We start from the raw sequence: 20,434 nt of genomic DNA, 5'->3' as shown, positions 1-20,434 counted from the left end.
CACGACATCGCCCTCAGTGATTTCAAGTGGAGACTCATAATGAGCCAACCCGAAAAAAATACACCGGAATCAGTCGACGACACTCGACTTAATAAACGTCTTAAAGACATGCCTATTGCTATCGTTGGTATGGCAAGCATGTTTGCGAACTCTCGCTACCTAAACAAATTCTGGGATTTGATCAGCGAAAAGATCGATGCAATTACCGAAGTGCCTGATACACACTGGCGCCCAGAAGATTACTACGATTCAGATCGTACTACGCCAGACAAATCTTACTGTAAGCGCGGTGGCTTCATCCCAGAAGTTGACTTCAACCCTATGGAATTCGGCCTTCCGCCAAATATCCTAGAACTGACTGATACGTCACAGCTGCTATCTCTGATCGTGGCAAAAGAAGTACTTGAAGATGCGAAACTTCCTGAAGGTTACGATCGCGATAAGATCGGTATTACACTCGGTGTAGGCGGTGGTCAGAAGATCGCTCAAAGCTTGAATGCTCGTCTTCAATACCCTGTTTTGAAAAAAGTCTTCAAGAGCAGTGGCATCAACGACGAAGACAGCGAAATGCTGATCAAAAAATTCCAAGACCAATACATCCACTGGGAAGAGAACTCATTCCCTGGTTCATTAGGTAACGTAATTTCTGGTCGTATTGCTAACCGCTTTGACCTTGGTGGCATCAACTGTGTAGTAGATGCTGCGTGTGCAGGTTCTCTAGCCGCAATGCGCATGGCACTGAGCGAGCTGGTTGAAGGCCGCAGCGAAATGATGATCACAGGTGGTGTGTGTACTGATAACTCGCCAACCATGTACATGAGTTTCTCTAAAACACCTGCATTTACCACCAATGAAACCATTCAACCTTTCGACATCGACTCAAAAGGGATGATGATTGGTGAAGGCATCGGCATGGTTGCTCTTAAGCGTCTTGAAGATGCTGAGCGCGATGGCGACAGAATCTACTCAGTGATTAAAGGTGTTGGTTCTTCTTCGGACGGTAAGTTCAAGAGTATCTACGCGCCCCGCCCTGAAGGACAAGCAAAAGCACTAAAACGCGCTTACGATGATGCTGGTTTCGCACCGCACACGCTTGGCCTTTTAGAAGCGCACGGCACAGGTACAGCAGCAGGTGATGTTGCTGAATTTGGTGGCCTAAACTCGGTATTCAGTGAGAACAATGAAGAGAAGCAACACATTGCGTTAGGCTCTGTGAAATCTCAAATTGGTCACACTAAATCAACTGCGGGTACTGCCGGCCTAATTAAAGCTGCATTAGCACTGCACCACAAAGTACTGCCGCCAACGATCAACGTATCGGCTCCGAATCCTAAGTTGGATATCGAGAACTCACCGTTCTACCTAAACACACAAACGCGTCCTTGGATGAAACGTGTCGACGGCACACCACGCCGTGCAGGTATCAGCTCATTTGGTTTTGGTGGCACTAACTTCCACGTTGTATTAGAAGAGTACACGCCAGAGCACGCTCGCGGTGACAAATACCGTCAGCGCCAAGTGCCGCAAACTCTGTTATTCAGCGCAGAATCTCGTCAAGCACTGATCAATGAACTTAAACAGGTTTCAACTCAAACTACAGACGCTGCGTTCAAACTAGAAGCGCTTGCTGAGCACCACGCTCTACGCGAAGTTGACGCTAAGCATGCTCGTATTGGTTTAGTCGTGACTGACCAAGCAGACCTTCAAGCGCAACTGACTCAAGCGGTTTCTATGCTTGAGAGCCAAACCAAAACACATTGGCAGATGCCAAACGGTACTAGCTACCGTGAGTCGGCACTGATTGCTGAAAACGGCGCTGGTAAAGTGGCAGCACTATTTGCAGGTCAAGGTTCGCAATACCTAAACATGGGTCGCGAGCTTGCTTGTCATTACCCTGAAATGCGTCAACAGCTTGCTCAAGCGGATCAGGTATTTGGTCAGCACAAGAAAACGGCTCTGTCGCAAATTCTGTTCCCAATTCCAACCTTCACACCAGAAGCAACCAAAGCTCAAGAGGCGGTGCTAACCAACACGGCCAATGCGCAAAGTGCGATTGGTACTGTGTCTATGGGTCAGTTCGACATCATGACTCAAGCTGGCTTCAAAGCAGACATGGTCGCAGGCCACAGCTTTGGTGAGCTAAGCGCACTATGTGCATCAGGTGTTATCTCGCAAGACGATTACTACCAGCTAGCTTTCGCTCGTGGCGATGCGATGGCGGCTTCACCAGAACAAGGCGACAGCGGTACTATGTTTGCGGTCATCCTAGACGCAGACAAGCTTCCAGCCGTTGAAAGCTGCATCAGCCAATTCGAAGGCGTGAGCATTGCCAACTACAACGCTCCGACTCAATTGGTTATTGCAGGTCCAACAGCGACGGTTCAACAAGCAGCTCAAGCGCTAACAGAACAAGGCTTCAAAGCGATTGCTCTGCCTGTTTCCGGCGCTTTCCACACTCCACTTGTTGCTCACGCTCAAAAACCGTTTGCTGCTGCAATTGATAAAGCTTCATTCAGCGCTCCAACGCTGCCGCTTTACTCAAACGCAACGGGCAAACTGCACAGCAAAGACGCTAAAGCGATCAAGAAAGCATTCAAACAGCACATGCTGCAATCGGTTCGTTTCAGCGAGCAAATTGAAGCGATGTATGAAGCCGGCGCGCGCGTATTCGTTGAGTTCGGTCCTAAAAACATTCTTCAAAAGCTGGTTGAGAAAACATTGGCTGATAAGAACGAAGAGCTTTACGCAATCAGCATCAACCCAAGCCCTAAAGGCGACAGTGACCAACAGCTTCGCTTAGCTGCGGTTCAACTGTGCGTGGCTGGTGTTTCATTAGACAACATTGACCCTTACCAAGCTGACATTGCTGAACCTGCAAAGGCATCACCAATGAACATCAAGCTGAATGCAACCAACTACATCAGCCCTGCTACTCGTAAGAAAATGGATCAATCATTGGCTTCGGGCAACGTCACCGAAAAGACTGAGATTGTTGAAGTGAAAGTTGAAGTCGAGAAAATCGTGGAAAAAGAAGTGATTAAAACAGAAATCGTTGAAGTACCTGTGGCTGCTCCTCAAGCTTCAAATGTACAACCGTCAGTTGCTCCAGCACCAAGTGTGCAAGTAGCAACAGCAGCTCAGCAGCCTCAAATGGCGCAACCTGCACCAGCGACTATTAAGCCAGCAGCTCAAGTAACGGTTGATGAGTCTTCACTGCAATCGTTCTTCAATGCTCAACAACAAGCAGCAGAAGTACATCAGCAGTTCCTTGCGATTCCTCAACAATACGGTGACACGTTCAATACCCTAATGTCTGAGCAAGCGAAAATGGCAACAGCAGGCGTAACAATTCCAGAGAACCTGCAACGTTCTATGGAAATGTTCCACCAGCACCAAGCTGAAACGCTAAAAGCTCACGCTCATTACCTAGAGATGCAAGCACACAGCAACAACTCAGCACTTAATATGCTGACGCAAGGTTCAGTACAAACGACACAACCAACCTTCGTTGCGCCAGTAAATGCTCAGCCAGTAATTCAAGCTACACCAACAGCTATCGTTCAACAGCCTGTAGCTCAAGTACAAGCGACTACTGTACAAGCCGCGCCAGTTCAAGCCCAGTCTGTTCAAGTTACGCCAGTACAGAAAGCAGCTCCTGCACCACAAGTAGCGGCTCAAGCGGCAGCGCCTGTTGCAGCTCAGCCTGTGCCAGTTAAAGCACAACCAGCTCCTGTGGCTGCACCAGTAGCAGTACAATCAGCCGATGCTGAAAAAGTGATGCTAGAAGTGGTCGCTGAGAAAACGGGTTACCCAACGGAAATGCTTGATCTAGAAATGGACATGGAAGCAGACCTTGGTATCGACTCAATCAAGCGCGTAGAGATCCTTGGTACCGTTCAAGACGAAATGCCAAACCTACCTGAGCTGAATCCTGAAGATTTGGCTGAGTGTCGTACTCTTGGTGAAATCGTCGAGTACATGAACAGTAAAAGCATGAACAGCAAGATGCCAGCATCAGCGCCTGTTGCAGCACAGCCAAGCGCAGCCGCTCCTGTTCAAGCAGTAAATGGCCTTGATGCGAAAGTCGTTCAACAAACCATGCTAGAAGTGGTTGCTGAGAAGACAGGTTACCCAACGGAAATGCTTGATCTAGAAATGGATATGGAAGCTGACCTTGGTATCGATTCAATCAAGCGTGTTGAGATTCTTGGTACGGTTCAAGATGAACTGCCTACTCTTCCAGAGCTAAACCCTGAAGACTTAGCTGAGTGTCGCACTCTTGGCGAAATCGTTAACTACATGAACAGCAAGCTTCCAGCTTCGGCTCCTGTAGTCGCTCAAACTGCAACAACTTCAGTGCAAGCAACTAGCGGACTAGATGCAGCTGTTGTTCAGAAGACCATGTTAGAAGTGGTAGCAGAGAAGACGGGCTACCCGACTGAAATGCTAGATCTAGCAATGGATATGGAAGCCGACCTTGGTATCGATTCAATCAAGCGTGTTGAGATTCTTGGTACGGTTCAAGATGAACTACCGACTCTTCCAGAACTAAACCCTGAAGACTTAGCTGAATGTCGCACTCTAGGCGAAATCGTAGCCTACATGAACAGCAAGCTTCCAGCTTCTGCTCCAGTAGCAGCTCAAGCATCTGCGCCAGCAGTATCAAACGGTTTAAACGCAGAACAAGTTCAAAGCACAATGTTGAGCGTAGTAGCGGATAAAACGGGCTACCCAACAGAAATGCTAGACCTAGCAATGGATATGGAAGCTGACCTTGGCATCGACTCAATCAAACGTGTTGAGATCCTTGGTACAGTTCAAGACCAGCTACCAACATTGCCAGAGCTAAATCCTGAAGATCTAGCTGAGTGTCGTACACTGGGCGAAATCGTTGATTACATGAACAGCAAGCTAGGCGCTACTACGAGTACAGAAGTAGCTGCAGCAACTGTAGAAAGCGCGAGCAATGACCTAAATCCTGCTCACGTTCAATCAACAATGATGGAAGTGGTTGCCGACAAAACAGGCTACCCAGCAGAAATGCTCGACCTAGCGATGGACATGGAAGCAGACCTTGGCATCGACTCTATCAAACGCGTTGAAATTCTAGGTACAGTTCAAGACCAACTACCAACGCTGCCAGAGCTAAACCCTGAAGACTTAGCTGAGTGTCGTACTCTTGGTGAAATCGTTACTTACATGCAAAGCAAGCTATCCGCTGCTGCACCCGTAGCGACTCCAAAAGCTGAATCAGTAACGCCTATCGCAGAAACAGCGACAGCGGAACTTCCTCCACACAATGAGGTAGCGCTAAAAAAGCTACCAGCGGCAGATAAACTCGTCGATTGTTTCTCAAAAGACGCTTGTGTCGTGATCACTGATGATGGTCACAACGCTGGTGTTCTTGCAGAAAAGTTGACCGCTAACGGCATTCAAGTTGCTGTAGTGCGTAGTGCTCTTTCTGCCGCGTCACCTTTAAACAGTGAAATAGCAAGCTACACACTCAACAGCGTCGATGATGCGGGTGTGACTGCGGTTATTAACGACATCGAAGCAGACCTTAAAACGTCGAACAAAGTGATTGCTGGCTTCATTCACCTACAAGCTATCGTTGATGCTAAACAAAGCAACGAGCAAGCGGTTAACTTGAATGCAGACTCAAGAGCTTCACTGACGACAGCGTTCTTATTCGCCAAGCACCTAAATGGCCAACTGAATGCCGTTTCTGGTCGCAGCGTATTCTTCACGCTAAGCCGTATCGATGGTGGCTTTGGTTACCTAGATACTAAGCAACTAGCAAATGCAGAACTTAACCAAGCGGCTCTATCTGGTCTAACTAAGACACTGAGCCATGAATGGTCAAACGTATTCTGCCGTGCATTGGATGCTGACGCTTCTATTGATGCTCGTCACCTAGCTGAAGCTATCACAGGTGAACTGTTCGATATCGATACCAACACGGTTGAAATCGGCCTTAGCCATGCGGAAAACGGTGAATCTGGTCGTGCAACATTGATTGCTGCAACACCAGGCGCTGCACAAACCAAAAACGCAGGCGCTCAACTCACCAAGAGCGACAAAGTTCTGGTGACGGGTGGCGCTAAAGGTGTGACGTTTGAATGTGCACTAACACTTGCTAAACAATGTAAGTCTCACTTCATTCTTGCAGGTCGTAGCAAACACATTGCATCACAAGAGCTACCTCAATGGGCTCAAGACAAGCAAGAGAAAGAGCTAAAACCAGCGGCTATCGCTCACCTACAAGCAACAGGAGACAAACCAACGCCGAAGAAAGTTGATGCTTTGCTGAAACCTGTATTGAGCAGCCTTGAAATCAACGCAGCACTTGCCGCTTTCAACGAGATTGGCGCGAGCGCTGAATACCTAAGCCTAGATGTGTCGAACCATGAGTCAGTAGCGAAAACACTGGCAAATTTCGACGACATTACAGGTCTTATCCACGGTGCAGGTGTACTGGCTGACAAACACATTCAAGATAAAACGCTTGATGAACTGAATATGGTTTACGGCACGAAAGTGGGCGGACTAGAAGCGGTTCTTGGTGGTCTTGATAGCAGCAAGCTAAAACTGATTGCGATGTTCTCTTCGGCGGCGGGTTTCTACGGAAACACAGGCCAAAGTGACTACTCGATGTCTAACGAGATCCTAAACAAAGCGGCTCTACAACTGTCAGCTCGTAACCCTCAAGCGAAAGTGATGAGCTTCAACTGGGGACCGTGGGACGGTGGCATGGTCAACGCAGCACTGAAACGTATGTTTACAGAGCGCGGTGTGTACGTGATTCCTCTTCAAGCGGGTGCAGAGCTATTTAGTTCTCAGCTACTGAACGAAACTGGTATTCAACTGCTGGTTGGCACGAGCATGCAAGGTTCTGACAACAAGGAAGCTGCTGTAAAAAAGCTTAATGCGGAGTCTGTGCATCTTGCAAAGAGTCCGCTGAATACAAGCATCACTGTGACACGTCGTCTTGACCCGAAGGCATTGCCTTTCATTCAAGATCACTGCATTGCCGGTAACCCAGTGTTACCGACAGTGTGTGCCATCCAATGGATGCGTGAAGTGACAGAGCAACTGTTAGGTGTGAACGTTAGCGTCCACAACTACAAACTGCTTAAAGGTGTGATTTTTGATACTGATGAAGTGCAAGAACTGAAACTGGTTCTTTCTTCTGATGCTAAATCAAAAGAGCAGCTAAAAGCGGTGATCAGTTGCCAAGGGCGACCACAGTATCAAGCTCAGTTGCAAGTTGCCTCTGTGCAAGTGTCTGAAGATGCTCAACAAGCGTCAGAAAAGCGCTTTGAAGCCAACACTTCAGCACCTGTAACAACGGCACAAGCTCTATACAGTGACGGCACTCTGTTTCACGGACCAAGACTGCAAGGTATTACCTCAGTCGAACGCTTTGACGACTTAGGCTTGCTGGCTCAGTGCCAATTGCCTCAGATTGAAAACAGCGACTGCGGATCATTTATTCCGAAGCAAGGTTTTGGCGATAGCCAGCCATTTGCTGAAGATTATCTGTTGCAAGCAATGCTGGTATGGGCTCGATTGAAATACGGCGCGGCAAGCCTACCGTCTGCAATCGGTGAGTTTGTTTGCTACGCACCGATGCGCAATGGTGACCAAGGTTGGCTAGAGCTGAACGTGATAAAAAGCACGGCTCGTTCGCTGCAAGCTGATATCTCGCTTTACCACCAAGATGGTCGTTTAAGCGCAGTAATGAAAGGTGCCAAAGTCACCATCAGCAAGAGCTTAAACGACGCATTTTTGCCGAAGTCTAGCTCAACAGTATCGAAGAAAGAGGCGACTAAGAACGCAGAAAAGGAGCAATTGTCATAGTGACTGTTCCTACTAATAAAGCGATGCCATTGCGCATCGCTCTTTTAGCTCAGCCAGCAAATGCGGCTGAGCTTTCTGCCGACTTATTATCTTCATTCCCTGAAATGGTTTCTGTTGTGGTTGATGGCAATTTTAATCAAGCACTTAACCGTGCGATTGAGACTGTAAATCAAGGTACTGCTGTTAAACTCTGTTTGGATTCTCACTCACCATCATTGTTGATGTTAAGTGCGCTGAATGCTGCTCAGAATAAGATTCACCCACACGCGAATTTGGCGGGCTTTGTTGAAGCTCTCGATCTAGATAATGGAGATAGCGTTCAGCTTGCTCTGGATATGTCACGCCGCCCCGCGACAGATTTAAGCCATCAACAACAATATTCTACACTCTCTGCTTCGCAGCAGTTTGATGAATTGTTGAATATGGTTAATGCGATATCGAGCCGTTCATTGCCGAGTTATTCATTACCGAGCCACTATTGGTTCACTGAGCCGAACAAAGCACGTGTTGCTGCGTTAACTTTCAGTGACGATAGCCAAAAAGCCACCAGCCTGATATTGACTCAAGCGACCGGTTTGCAACAACCAAAACCATTGCTATCGAGCGAGCGTTTGATGTTTGTGGTTTCTGGCTGCGAACAAGCCGAATTGGTTTCTCAGTTAACCTCGTTAAGAGAAGAGCTAAAATGCGTTAGTGATTCATCGGACAGCGAGCTTGCTATCGCCGCCCTAATGCATTCGAACCTAAGTCACTTCGAAAGCGTTCAACACAATGCTGGCCGAGGTGCAAACATCGTAATTCAAGCCGCTTCAATTGAGGCTGCACTACAAGAGATCACCGCGCTAGAAAATGCGTTGCCAAAAGTAATGGCTGACAATAGCCACTACAAAACGCCAGCGGGCAGTTGTTTCTCACCGATGCCTCAAAGCAAAGGTGGCGTTGCATTTGTTTACCCTGGTGTTGGCACGGTTTATCCCGGCATGTTGCTCGAATTTCACCACCATTTCCCACAGTTATTTGCTCGCTTAGAACGCGAAGGTAACTTGAAAGAGATGCTGCAGGCTGAAAAAACCTACGCTGAAGACTCGCAAGAAATGTCGCTTAGTGAATTGGCAATTGCCGGTGTAGGCAGTAGTTATCTGTTAACACAACTGCTATGTGATGAATTCAAAGTGCAGCCAGACTTCGCCTTGGGCTACTCCAAGGGTGAAGCTTCCATGTGGGCTAGCTTGAATGTTTGGAAAAATCCGCATGCGCTGATTGAGATGACTCAATCCAGTCCTATCTTCACCACGGCTATTTCTGGCGAACTGACAGCAGTGCGTCAAGATTGGCAGCTGAACAGCGACGAAATCATCCAATGGAACAGCTTTGTGGTTCGCAGTGATGCGCAAGCGATTGAAGCTCTGTTACCAGAATTCCCACGCGCTTATCTTGCCATTACCCAAGGTGACACCTGCGTACTGGCCGGTTGTGAAAGCACATGTCGTGCACTACTCAAAAAACTGGGTAAACGTGGCATTGCCGCGAACCGTGTGACTGCCATGCACACCACACCAGCATTGAGCCAACATAGCCAAGTGCGTGAGTTTTACACGCAACCACTGTTCGACGAATTGCCAAAGCATATCCGCTTTATCAGCGCAGCAGGCCTACCGACTGGTGCACCAATCAATATCGACAGCGACAGTATCGCCCTTTCGATTGCCGACACTTTCTGTTCAACGTTAGATTTCACCGCGTTGATCCAGAGTGCGCGTCAACAAGGTGCTCGTCTGTTTGTCGAAGTAGGTGCCGATCGTCAAACCAGCACATTGATCGACAAGATCAATCGTAGCGACGACGTAGCCGACCAGTACTGCACAATCGCTTCCAATGCCAAAGGCGGTGACGATGTTGTCACACTCATCAAATGCATTGGTCAGCTCATTACTCATCAAATCCCACTGTCTGTCGAGCCACTTATTCAAGGGCTAGAACAACAGATCACCGCCGCTAAGCAATTACGTGGTGTGTCTCAAGGCAGCGCAGTGAATCATCAAGGAGAGCTAGTATGAGTTCTCAATCGAAGACATCTCAATATCAAGCTCAAACTAAGAATAAGCAGCAAGTGAAGTGCAATAAAATCGCGATTGTCGGTATTGCTAACCAATACCCAGAAGCGGATACGCCAAAAGATTTTTGGCAAAACTTGCTGAATAAAAAAGATTCTCGAACCACATTAAGCGCGGAAAAGTTAGGAGCTAAACCTGAAAGCTATCAGGGCGTGCAAGGCGAATCAGACCGCTTTTACTGTGACAAAGGCGGCTACATCGAAAACTTCAATTTCGATAGCAATGGCTACCGCTTAACAGCAGAATCGTTCAACGGCGTAGATCAAAGCTTCCTATGGGCTTTGGATACCAGTCGTAAGGCTTTAACCGACGCAGGTATTGATCTGAATGCCGATGTTTTAGAGCGCACAGGCGTGATCATGGGTGCCCTTTCGTTCCCAACGACACGCTCAAACGACTTGTTTCTGCCGATGTATCACTCAGTGGTCGAGAAAGCACTTAAAGATAAATTGGCTAATGACCAATTTTCACTGCTACCAACCAATGAAACCGCGCAAGATCTCAACCCTATCAATGGCGCTGCAGCACACAACGCCTCTAAGTTAGTGGCTGATGCGCTAGGTTTAGGCAACGTGCAACTTAGCCTAGATGCGGCATGTGCAAGCTCAGTGTATTCATTGAAGTTAGCATGTGATTACTTGAACACGGGCAAGGCCGACATGATGTTGGCAGGCGCGGTATCAGGTGCTGACCCATTCTTTATCAACATGGGTTTTTCCATCTTCCACGCTTACCCTGACCACGGTGTTTCGGTTCCGTTTGATAGCAACAGTAAAGGTCTGTTTGCTGGCGAAGGTGCCGGTGTTTTAGTCCTAAAACGCTTAGCTGATGCAGAACGTGATGGCGACAATATCTATGCAGTTGTCAGCGGTATTGGCTTGTCGAACGATGGCCGTGGCCAGTTCGTATTAAGCCCAAACAGCAAAGGACAAGTACAAGCCTTTGAACGCGCTTACGAGGCTTCAAACCTAACACCAGACAGCATTGAAGTGATTGAGTGTCACGCAACTGGCACACCATTAGGTGACAAGGTTGAGTTAACCTCAATGGAGCGTTTCTTTGCTGACAAATTGAATGGTTCTAACCCGCCATCGATTGGCTCTGCGAAGTCAAACCTCGGCCACTTACTGACTGCTGCGGGTATGCCGGGGATTATGAAAATGATCTTTGCGATGAAAGAAGGCGTGCTTCCTCCAAGTATTAATTTGGACAAGCCACTATCGTCGCCTGAAGGTTTATTTGGCCCACAGACTCTGCCAACGCAGGTTCAACCTTGGCCAAGTAAAGCGGGTAACTCAGAGCGCTGCGCGGGTGTTTCTGTATTTGGTTTCGGTGGTTGTAACGCTCACTTACTGCTTGAAGCGTATTCAGACACGAGTCATGTAACCCAGACTTTAGAGTCGGCATCTCCAAGCCTACAACCGTCTAATTTAAGCATTACTGGCCTCGCGTCTCACTTCGGTTCTCTGCAAAGTATCAACGCGCTGAGCACTGCAATTGAAACCAACAACGATGCTTTCATTGCTTTGCCTAAGAAACGCTGGAAAGGCTTAGACCAACATCCAGAACTACTGAATCAGTTTGGTTTACACGGCATTCCAAACGGAGCATACATCGATCAATTCGATCTCGATTTCCTGCGCTTTAAAGTGCCGCCTAATGAAGATGACCGTTTGATCTCTCAGCAGTTGTTACTGATGAAAGTTGCAGACGAAGCCATCAAAGATGCCAAGCTTGTAGCAGGCCAAAAGGTTGCAGTACTCGTTGCGATGGAAACAGAGCTTGAGATGCACCAATTCCGTGGACGCGTAAACCTGCATAGCCAACTGGCTGACAGCTTTGCCAACATGGGTATTGAGCTAACACAAGACGAATACCAAGCGCTAGAAACCATTGCGATGGACAGTGTGATGGACGCAGCCAAGCTGAACCAATACACCAGTTTCATCGGCAACATCATGGCTTCGCGTATCTCTTCATTGTGGGACTTTAACGGCCCTGCCTTTACGATTTCAGCCGCTGAACAATCAGTTGCTCGTTGTATCGATGTTGCACAAAACTTGATGTCGCAAGAATCCATGGACGCAGTCGTGATTGCAGCCGTTGACCTTAGCGGCAGTGCAGAACATGTGATTCTGAAGAACAGCGTCAGCCCAGTGTCACTTGCTCCAAAATTCGGACAACCGCAAGACGGCAGTTGGAATGTGGGCGAAGGCGCAGGTGCGATTGTTCTTGTTGAAGAGAGTCGAGTAGCGAGCAACCAAGATACGGCTTACGGCAGCATCAACGCATTGGCCTTTGGTTCAAGCGAGAATAACAACGCCGTTGCTGATGAGTTAATGACTCAAGTCGGCATCAACTCGAACGATGTATCTCTGCTTGAGCTTAACCATGCACCAGAATCTTCATCACATCAGTCTTCATCTCTAAGTTTAGGGAACACCAAGACAACTCAAGCGAGTCAGCGTGTAGGTCACTGCTCTGCAGCTTCTGGTATGGCAAGCCTGCTACACGGTCTGCTCAACCTGAACCATGAGCCACTGAATCCAAATGTCAGCTCTAAAAACGCTATTGTTGCCAACATCAGCGAAGGACAATGTTCACAGCTGCTACTAAGCCAGTCGAGTGTTGAATCTCAGTCACTTTCCGTTCGTTTAAGCAATGAACTGGCGAGCGATGCTAAACGTCAATTGGTTAAGCAAGTGACTCTTGGTGGTCGTGATATCTATCAACATATTGCCCAAACCCCAGTGACCAACTTGGCAACGATTCAACAGAAAGCTTCTGGTAAACAAGCAGTAAGAGTGGCGTCGATTCCAACGACAGCAAGCATTCAAGCAGCCCTTGCGCAAAAAGAGTTAGAGAAGAAAGCATTAGCGCAGAACGCGGTAGAGCCAGTCATCGAAACTCCGACTTCAGTATCCCCTACTCTGGCGCCAACTCGCCACAGTCAGCTAACAGGTAACCACAGCAATATGACTCATGTCTTATCCGCTAAAAATGGCGCGTCTCAAATCGACGCAGCTTCACAGCAGCCACAAAATCTAAACCAAGCTCAGGTAAGCCAAAACCAAGCTTTTGCTCAAAACCAGCAAGCGGCGCAGCAAGTACACAAAGCATTCCTGCACACACGTGCCCAAGGCATGCAAATGGCTGATGCGTTATTAAAAGCACAGCTAAACGCAGTGACATCTGGTTTAGATAGCAATGCCCTTTCTCAACAAACGACTGGTCAGCAAACATCAGCTCAGCCTGTTCAAGCTCAACCGACTCAGGTTCAGTCAGTGCCAGTAAACGTACTTGCGACGCCAGCATCAGTAAAACCTATCCGTAAGCCATGTATCTGGGATTACGATGATCTGGTTGAATACGCTGAAGGCGACATCGCTAACGTATTTGGTCCTGATTACGCGATCATCGATAGCTACTCGCGCCGCGTTCGTTTGCCAACCACCGACTACCTACTGGTATCTCGTGTCACTAAGCTCAACGCGACAATGAACGAGTACAAGCCAAGCACAATGACCACCGAATACGACATCCCAGTTGATGCGCCGTATCTTGTTGATGGTCAGATCCCTTGGGCTGTTGCAGTTGAATCTGGTCAGTGTGACCTAATGCTGATCAGCTACTTAGGCATTGATTTTGAAAACAAAGGCGAGCGTGTTTATCGCCTGCTTGATTGTACGCTGACCTTCCTTGGCGACTTGCCTCGTGGTGGCGATACACTGCGTTACGATATCTCAATCAACAACTTTGCTCGCAATGGCGACACATTACTGTTCTTCTTCTCGTACGAGTGTTTCGTTGGCGACAAGATGATCCTGAAAATGGATAACGGTTGTGCGGGCTTCTTCACTGATGAAGAGCTAGCAGACGGCAAGGGTGTGATTCACACTGAAGACGAAATCAAGGCTCGTAAACTTGCAACTAAGCAACGCTTCGACCCTATGCTGCACTGTCCTAAAACGCAGTTTAACCACCAAGAACTGCGCCACCTGCTGACTGCAAACATTGCAGAGTGTTTTGGCCCAACTCACCAATCCAATAGCCACCAGCCTTCTTTGTGCTTCAGCTCAGAGAAGTTCATGATGATCGAAAAGGTTAGCCGTGTTGAACCGCAAGGCGGCACATGGGGACTTGGTCTGATTGAAGGTCATAAGCAGCTAGAGCCTGAGCACTGGTACTTCCCTTGTCACTTCAAAGATGACTCAGTAATGGCTGGTTCTTTGATGGCAGAAGGTTGTGGTCAACTGCTTCAATTCTTCATGATGCACCTTGGCATGCATACGCTTGTTCAAAATGGTCGTTTCCAACCGCTTGAAAATGCCCCTCAACAAGTACGTTGTCGTGGCCAAGTTCTACCGCAATCTGCAGAACTGACTTACCGCATGGAAGTGACCGAGATTGGTCTAAGCCCTCGTCCATACGCGAAAGCCAACATCGATATCTTGCTGAACGGCAAAGTGATTGTTGATTTCCAAAACTTGGGTGTGATGATCAAAGAAGACGACGAATGTACTCGTTACCTACCTTCTTTAGAGACGACTGAAACCATCGAACAAACGGTTGTCACAACGCCTGTATTACAGAATGAAGTTCAGCACATTGCTCAAACACCAGCAATGAACCAACAAGCTTCAGCGAATGCGCCATTGATGGCTCAAATTGAAGACCTAGAAACGGCGCCAAATAAAGGTGTCGTTCCTCTTCAACACGTTGAAGCGCCGGTAACTCCAGATTACCCAAATCGCACACCCGATACGGTTCCATTCACGCCTTACCATATGTTCGAATTCGCGACTGGCGATATCGAGAAATGTTTCGGGCCTGATTTCTCTATCTACCGTGGCATGATTCCACCACGTACTCCGTGTGGCGACCTACAGCTAACTACTCGTGTTGTTGAGATCGACGGTAAGCGTGGCGACTTCAAGAAGCCTTCATCATGTATCGCAGAATACGAAGTGCCAGAAAATGCATGGTACTTTGATGAAAACAGCCACCAGACCCTAATGCCTTACTCGGTATTGATGGAGATTTCACTGCAGCCAAACGGCTTCATCTCAGGCTACATGGGCACCACACTGGGCTTCCCAGGTGAAGAACTGTTTTTCCGTAACCTAGATGGTAGCGGCAAAATGCTGCGTAACGTCGACTTGCGTGGCAAAACGATCACCAACGATTCTCGTCTGCTTTCAACCGTTATGATGGGCACCAACATCGTACAGAGCTTCAGCTTTGAACTGAGCACTGACGGCGTGCCTTTCTATCAAGGTACAGCGGTATTTGGTTACTTCAAAGGCGCAGCACTGAAAGACCAACTTGGTTTGGACAACGGTAAAGTGACTCACCCTTGGCACGTTGATAACAACCGCACACCGGATGTAAACATCAACCTGCTAGACAAAACGACGCGTTACTTCAATGCACCCGTTTCTGCTACTGGTGAAGTGCAAGAGCACTACCAACTGGCTGGCGGTCGTTTGAACTTTATCGATACTGTGCAGATCACCAGCGATGGTGGTAAAGATGGCCTTGGTTACCTATACGCTGAGCGTACGATTGACCCAAGTGATTGGTTCTTCCAGTTCCACTTCCATCAAGATCCGGTAATGCCAGGCTCTCTAGGTGTCGAAGCGATCATCGAATTAATGCAAACCTATGCGCTAAACAAAGACCTTGGCGCTGGCTTCCGCAATCCGAAGTTTGGTCAAATCCAATCGGAAGTGAAATGGAAATACCGTGGTCAGATTAACCCTCTGAACAAACAGATGTCTCTGGATGTACACATCACTGCGATTAAAGACGAAGACGGCAAACGCATCATCGTTGGCGACGCAAACCTGAGCAAAGATGGTCTGCGTATTTACGAAGTGAAAGACATCGCAATTTGTATCGAAGAAGCATAAGCCGCCATTAGTGACAGAGACAGAGAACTAGGAAAGAAATAATTATGACAACTCAAACTACTATCAATAACGAAAAGCTATCTCCGTGGCCTTGGCAGATCGAAGAGAACACAACGCGTTTCGATAACGCAGCAATGTCGACAATCTTGAAAGATTTAAGCCTTGCTTGTTACGTCGTGAACCACCCAGAAAAAGGCTTAGGCGTAAGCCAACAAGCAGAGATTGCATCAGGCGATTCAGCAAGCTCAGCGAACAACCAACCTGTTAGCGCATTTGCTCCAGCTCTTGGTACACAAAGCCTAGGCGACGAAGATTTTCGTCGCTGTCATGGCGTGAAATACGCTTACTATGCAGGCGCAATGGCAAACGGCATTTCATCTGAAGAGTTAGTAATTGCCCTTGGCCAAGCTGGCATTCTTTGTTCATTTGGCGCGGCGGGCTTAATCCCGTCTCGTGTTGAGCAAGCGATTAATCGTATTCAATCAGCACTGCCTAACGGCCCTTATGCGTTTAATCTGATTCACAGCCCAAGCGAACCCGCACTAGAACGCGGCAGTGTAGAGCTGTTTTTGAAACATAAGGTAAAAACGGTTGAGGCTTCTGCTTTCTTAGGTCTAACACCGCAAATCGTTCACTACCGTGCAGCTGGCCTTAGCCGCGATGCACAAGGTGAGATTCAGATTGGCAACAAGGTTATTGCTAAGGTAAGCCGTACTGAAGTCGCAAGTAAGTTCATGCAGCCAGCTCCTGTGAAAATGCTGCAAGCTTTGGTTGATGAAGGTCGAATCACAGCAGAACAGATGGAACTGGCACAGCTGGTTCCTATGGCTGATGACATTACCGCAGAAGCCGATTCTGGTGGTCACACCGATAACCGCCCACTGGTTACTCTACTGCCAACGATTCTTGCACTGAAAGAGCAAATCCAAGCACAGTACCAATTCAAAACTCCGCTACGTGTCGGTTGTGGTGGTGGCTTAGGTACGCCTGACGCTGCTCTAGCGACGTTTAACATGGGTGCTGCTTACATTGTTACTGGTTCAATCAACCAAGCGTGTGTTGAGGCTGGCGCGAGCGAGCACACACGTAAGCTACTTTCGACAACCGAAATGGCTGACGTGACTATGGCTCCGGCGGCAGACATGTTCGAAATGGGCGTCAAACTGCAAGTGGTTAAGCGCGGCACTTTATTCCCAATGCGTGCCAACAAACTGTATGAGCTATACACACGTTACGACTCGATTGAGGCAATTCCAGTAGAAGAGCGTCTGAAACTAGAGAAGCAAGTATTCCGTTCAACACTGGATGATATTTGGGCTGGGACTGTGGCGCACTTTAACGAGCGTGACCCTAAACAGATCGAACGTGCTGAAGGCAACCCAAAGCGTAAGATGGCGTTGATCTTCCGTTGGTACTTAGGGCTTTCTAGCCGTTGGTCAAACACCGGTGAACAAGGTCGTGAAATGGATTACCAAGTATGGGCTGGTCCGGCACTTGGCGCATTCAACGCATGGGCAAAAGACAGCTATTTAGATGATTACCAACAGCGTAATGCCGTTGATCTTGCTAAGCATCTGATGCACGGTGCGGCTTACTTAGCTCGTGTTAACCTGCTGACCTCACAAGGCATCAAGCTTGATCCAGAGCTAGCACGTTGGAAGCCGACTCAAAGAATGGCGTAGGCATTTCAATACAGAGTTAATTAAGCTCAACGAATAAAAAAAGCGACCTTAACGGGTCGCTTTTCTTTTGGTCATTTTTCTTAAGCTAGCTAAAAGATTAAGACTTCTGCATACGCTTTTTCAGTCGCGCTAAATCAATGGCGCTTGAACGAACCGTTAATTTGATGTGTTCGTAGTCGTACTCTTCTTTAACCACACTCATGTTTGAGCGAATCTCGCCGATGATGCCTTGTCCAGAATAAGGGATAGTGATCTCTTCTTCGATCATGCCTTCTTCAGCAACACCAACGATGTACTTGTGCAGCTTCGTAATATCTAGCGGATCACGAGTCGACGTTAGCATCGCATCTGGGAATTCTTCGATCAGCTCTAATTGCTGTTCTTCAGTCAATCTATCGCACTTATTCAGCACTAATAGTTTTTCGCTACCTTCAACGCCCACTTGTGCTAATACGTCGTGTACGACATCAAGCTGAGCTCGGAACGAAACGTCAGAAGCATCAACCACATACAAAAGCAATGAAGCATCATGCGCTTCTGCTAGCGTTGAGTGGAATGAAGCAACCAGATCGTGTGGCAGTTTCTTGATGAAACCAACGGTGTCTGAAACCAAGATACGTGGCTGAGTAATCGGCTGAAGTGCACGAACCGTAGTATCTAGCGTTGCGAACAGTTTATCTTCACCCACCACTTCGGTTGCGGTCATTGCACGCATCATCGAAGACTTACCGGCATTGGTGTAGCCAACTAAAGCAACAGTGAAAAGCTCCGCGCGCCTTGTGCGTCGGGTCTTCATTTCATCTTGTACGCTTACTAGCTCACGCTTAAGCGCAGCAATTTGGTCACGTACGTTACGACGGTCTAGCTCTAGTGATGTTTCACCTGCGCCCTGACCCATTTGACGCTCTTTATCACCCTCAGCCGTTTCACGAAGTCGTGGCACTAAGTAGTTTAGACGAGCGATATCAACTTGCAAACGAGCGGTACGAGTACGAGCGTGACGGCTGAAGATTTCGATGATGATGCCAGTACGGTCAAATACTTCCACACCCAAACTCGCCTCAACAGTACGCATTTGAGATGGGCTTAAATCACAGTCAAATACCACAACATCAGCGGCACCGTATTGGAAGTTGCCCGTTGGAAGATCATCAAAATCTAGCTCATCGATTTCAGTATTAAAATCAAACGACTCATCAATAAAGTCTTCATCTTCTGCTTCTTCAATAGAGCCTTGATAACCAGTTAGATGTGCAATTTCAGCAAGCTTACCGGCACCCAACACGTTTTGTCGTTGTGATGAGCTGTGATGTTGCGATTGCGTACCTACGACTTTAAACCCTAGGGTTGTCACTAAGCGAGCAAGTTCGGCAAGAGACTCTTTTGCTTCGTCACCTTTAAAATCCGGTGTCGTAATAGAAATAAGTAAAGCGTTATTCGCCGCTGGTTTTGCTGTTAGTTTCATGTATTCTTCTGTTTATGCACCAAGGTGCAACCTAGTTTTTGGTCTAAAGTAGTGTGATCCTACGCGTTTCTACGTCAGCTTTATAGAGCTAAGGGATACTAAATCAAGATATTATTGCAGTAGAAGCATATATATCGTTTATCCCTCTGTTTTTATAAGGGATAAAAAGCAAGTATAGACAACGAAAAAGACAGCATCACATTACTTATTACTAGTTGGTGATACTGCCTTTGATTTAGACATGAACTTTGATTGTTAAACTAACTCAGCAACTAGAAGTTAGAAGTTAGAAATCGATTCTCGCTTCGGTTTGAGCATCGAAGAATACCGCTTTGGATAGGTCAAAATGCAGCGGTGCCATTTGCCCAACGGACACTTCAAATTCTGGCGATAAACGACACGCGACTTCTTGGTCGTTCACTTTAACCATCGCAATAGTATCTGGCCCTGTCGGTTCCAATACCTCTAGTTGTAAGTCTAGCTTTGTAGAGGCAGAAACATCATCACCCTGCTGCTCAGTAATGTGCTCAGGACGTAGCCCTATCACCAACTCTTTGCCATCTTGGTCGCGCATACTCTTTGGCAAACGAATGTGGTGTTCTTGCTCCGCCGTGCCAGTTACTTTGATGATCGGATTCTGTTCCTCATCCAAATCCACCATGGTCTTAATGAAGTTCATGGATGGTGAGCCCATAAAGCCCGCCACGAACATGTTATTTGGCTTGGTGTAGATCTCTTGTGGTGTGCCTAACTGCTGCAGTTCACCATCTTTCATTACTGCGATGCGATCAGCGAGTGTCATAGCTTCAATCTGATCATGGGTTACATAAACAATCGTGGTATTCAGCTTCTGGTGCAGACGCTTTATCTGATGACGCATCTCAACACGCAACTTGGCATCCAAGTTTGAAAGCGGCTCATCAAATAGATACAGCTTAGGACGACGAGCTAGAGCGCGTCCCATCGCGACACGTTGACGCTGACCACCAGAAAGTTGCGATGGTTTACGATCAAGCAACTGTTCGATTTGCAGCATTTCAGCCACTCGATTTACCTCTGCATCAATATCTTGCTGCGGCATCTTGCGGATCTTCAAACCGAAAGCGATATTGCCGCGTACCGTCATGTTTGGATAAAGCGCGTACGACTGGAATACCATCGCGATATCGCGATCTTTAGGTTCAACCTGCGCCACGTCTATGCCATCAATTACAATCTCACCCGAGCTAATATTCTCTAGCCCAGCTATGGTGTTCATCAAGGTGGATTTCCCACACCCCGAAGGGCCGACAAGTATCAAAAATTCCCCCGAATCGATACTGATGTCGATGCCCTTTAACGTTTCGTTGTCCGCGTTGCGATAGGTTTTACGGATCTGTTTTAAATCTAATGTTGCCATGG

The 20,434-nt window shown here is 47.6% G+C and carries 6 protein-coding genes; 4 read left to right on the top strand and 2 right to left on the bottom strand.

Translation table 11 applies throughout. The annotated features are described in order from the left end of the window. Positions 1 to 39: 39 nt before the first annotated feature. The 4 genes from BCU07_RS02920 to pfaD are packed head-to-tail and all read left to right on the top strand — an operon-like array spanning position 40 to position 17,568. A complete protein-coding gene (locus BCU07_RS02920; RefSeq protein ID WP_102429101.1) occupies positions 40 to 7,860 on the top strand; it encodes a type I polyketide synthase in 7,821 nt (2,606 codons plus the stop codon). Further along, on the top strand, positions 7,860 to 9,917 hold the full coding sequence (locus tag BCU07_RS02915; protein WP_102429100.1) for a PfaB family protein: 2,058 nt from the start codon (positions 7,860 to 7,862) through the stop codon (positions 9,915 to 9,917). The genes BCU07_RS02920 and BCU07_RS02915 overlap by 1 nt, the downstream gene beginning before the upstream one ends. Then, positions 9,914 to 15,886 (top strand): beta-ketoacyl synthase N-terminal-like domain-containing protein, encoded by a 5,973-nt coding sequence (locus tag BCU07_RS02910; RefSeq protein ID WP_102429099.1) that lies wholly within the window; start codon positions 9,914 to 9,916, stop codon positions 15,884 to 15,886. The genes BCU07_RS02915 and BCU07_RS02910 overlap by 4 nt, the downstream gene beginning before the upstream one ends. 44 nt (positions 15,887 to 15,930) lie before the next feature. After that, positions 15,931 to 17,568 (top strand): eicosapentaenoate synthase subunit PfaD, encoded by a 1,638-nt coding sequence (gene pfaD, locus BCU07_RS02905; protein ID WP_102429098.1) that lies wholly within the window; start codon positions 15,931 to 15,933, stop codon positions 17,566 to 17,568. Between the two features lie 97 nt (positions 17,569 to 17,665). On the opposite strand, the gene hflX is transcribed toward pfaD, so the two are convergent. After that, complete coding sequence (gene hflX, locus BCU07_RS02900; RefSeq protein ID WP_017080345.1) at positions 17,666 to 19,033, bottom strand: GTPase HflX; 1,368 nt, start codon at positions 19,031 to 19,033, stop codon at positions 17,666 to 17,668. 286 nt (positions 19,034 to 19,319) lie between these two features. Beyond that, positions 19,320 to 20,432, bottom strand: a complete 1,113-nt coding sequence (locus BCU07_RS02895; protein WP_102384921.1) for an ABC transporter ATP-binding protein — start codon at positions 20,430 to 20,432, stop codon at positions 19,320 to 19,322. Between the last annotated feature and the right edge of the window lie 2 nt (positions 20,433 to 20,434).

Source organism: Vibrio sp. 10N.261.54.E10 (assembly GCF_002877735.2).
Classification (GTDB): domain Bacteria; phylum Pseudomonadota; class Gammaproteobacteria; order Enterobacterales; family Vibrionaceae; genus Vibrio; species Vibrio crassostreae_C.
The sequence above is the reverse complement of the archived record's forward strand: the minus strand, read 5'-3'. Positions and strand labels throughout refer to the sequence as shown.

Excerpts from the sequence above, each read along its gene's own strand:
- pfaD (WP_102429098.1), top strand. The coding sequence starts at position 15,931 with ATGACAACTCAAACTACTATCAATAACGAAAAGCTATCTCCGTGGCCT.
- hflX (WP_017080345.1), bottom strand. The coding sequence starts at position 19,033 with ATGAAACTAACAGCAAAACCAGCGGCGAATAACGCTTTACTTATTTCT.
- BCU07_RS02895 (WP_102384921.1), bottom strand. The coding sequence starts at position 20,432 with ATGGCAACATTAGATTTAAAACAGATCCGTAAAACCTATCGCAACGCG.
- BCU07_RS02920 (WP_102429101.1), top strand. The coding sequence starts at position 40 with ATGAGCCAACCCGAAAAAAATACACCGGAATCAGTCGACGACACTCGA.
- BCU07_RS02910 (WP_102429099.1), top strand. The coding sequence starts at position 9,914 with ATGAGTTCTCAATCGAAGACATCTCAATATCAAGCTCAAACTAAGAAT.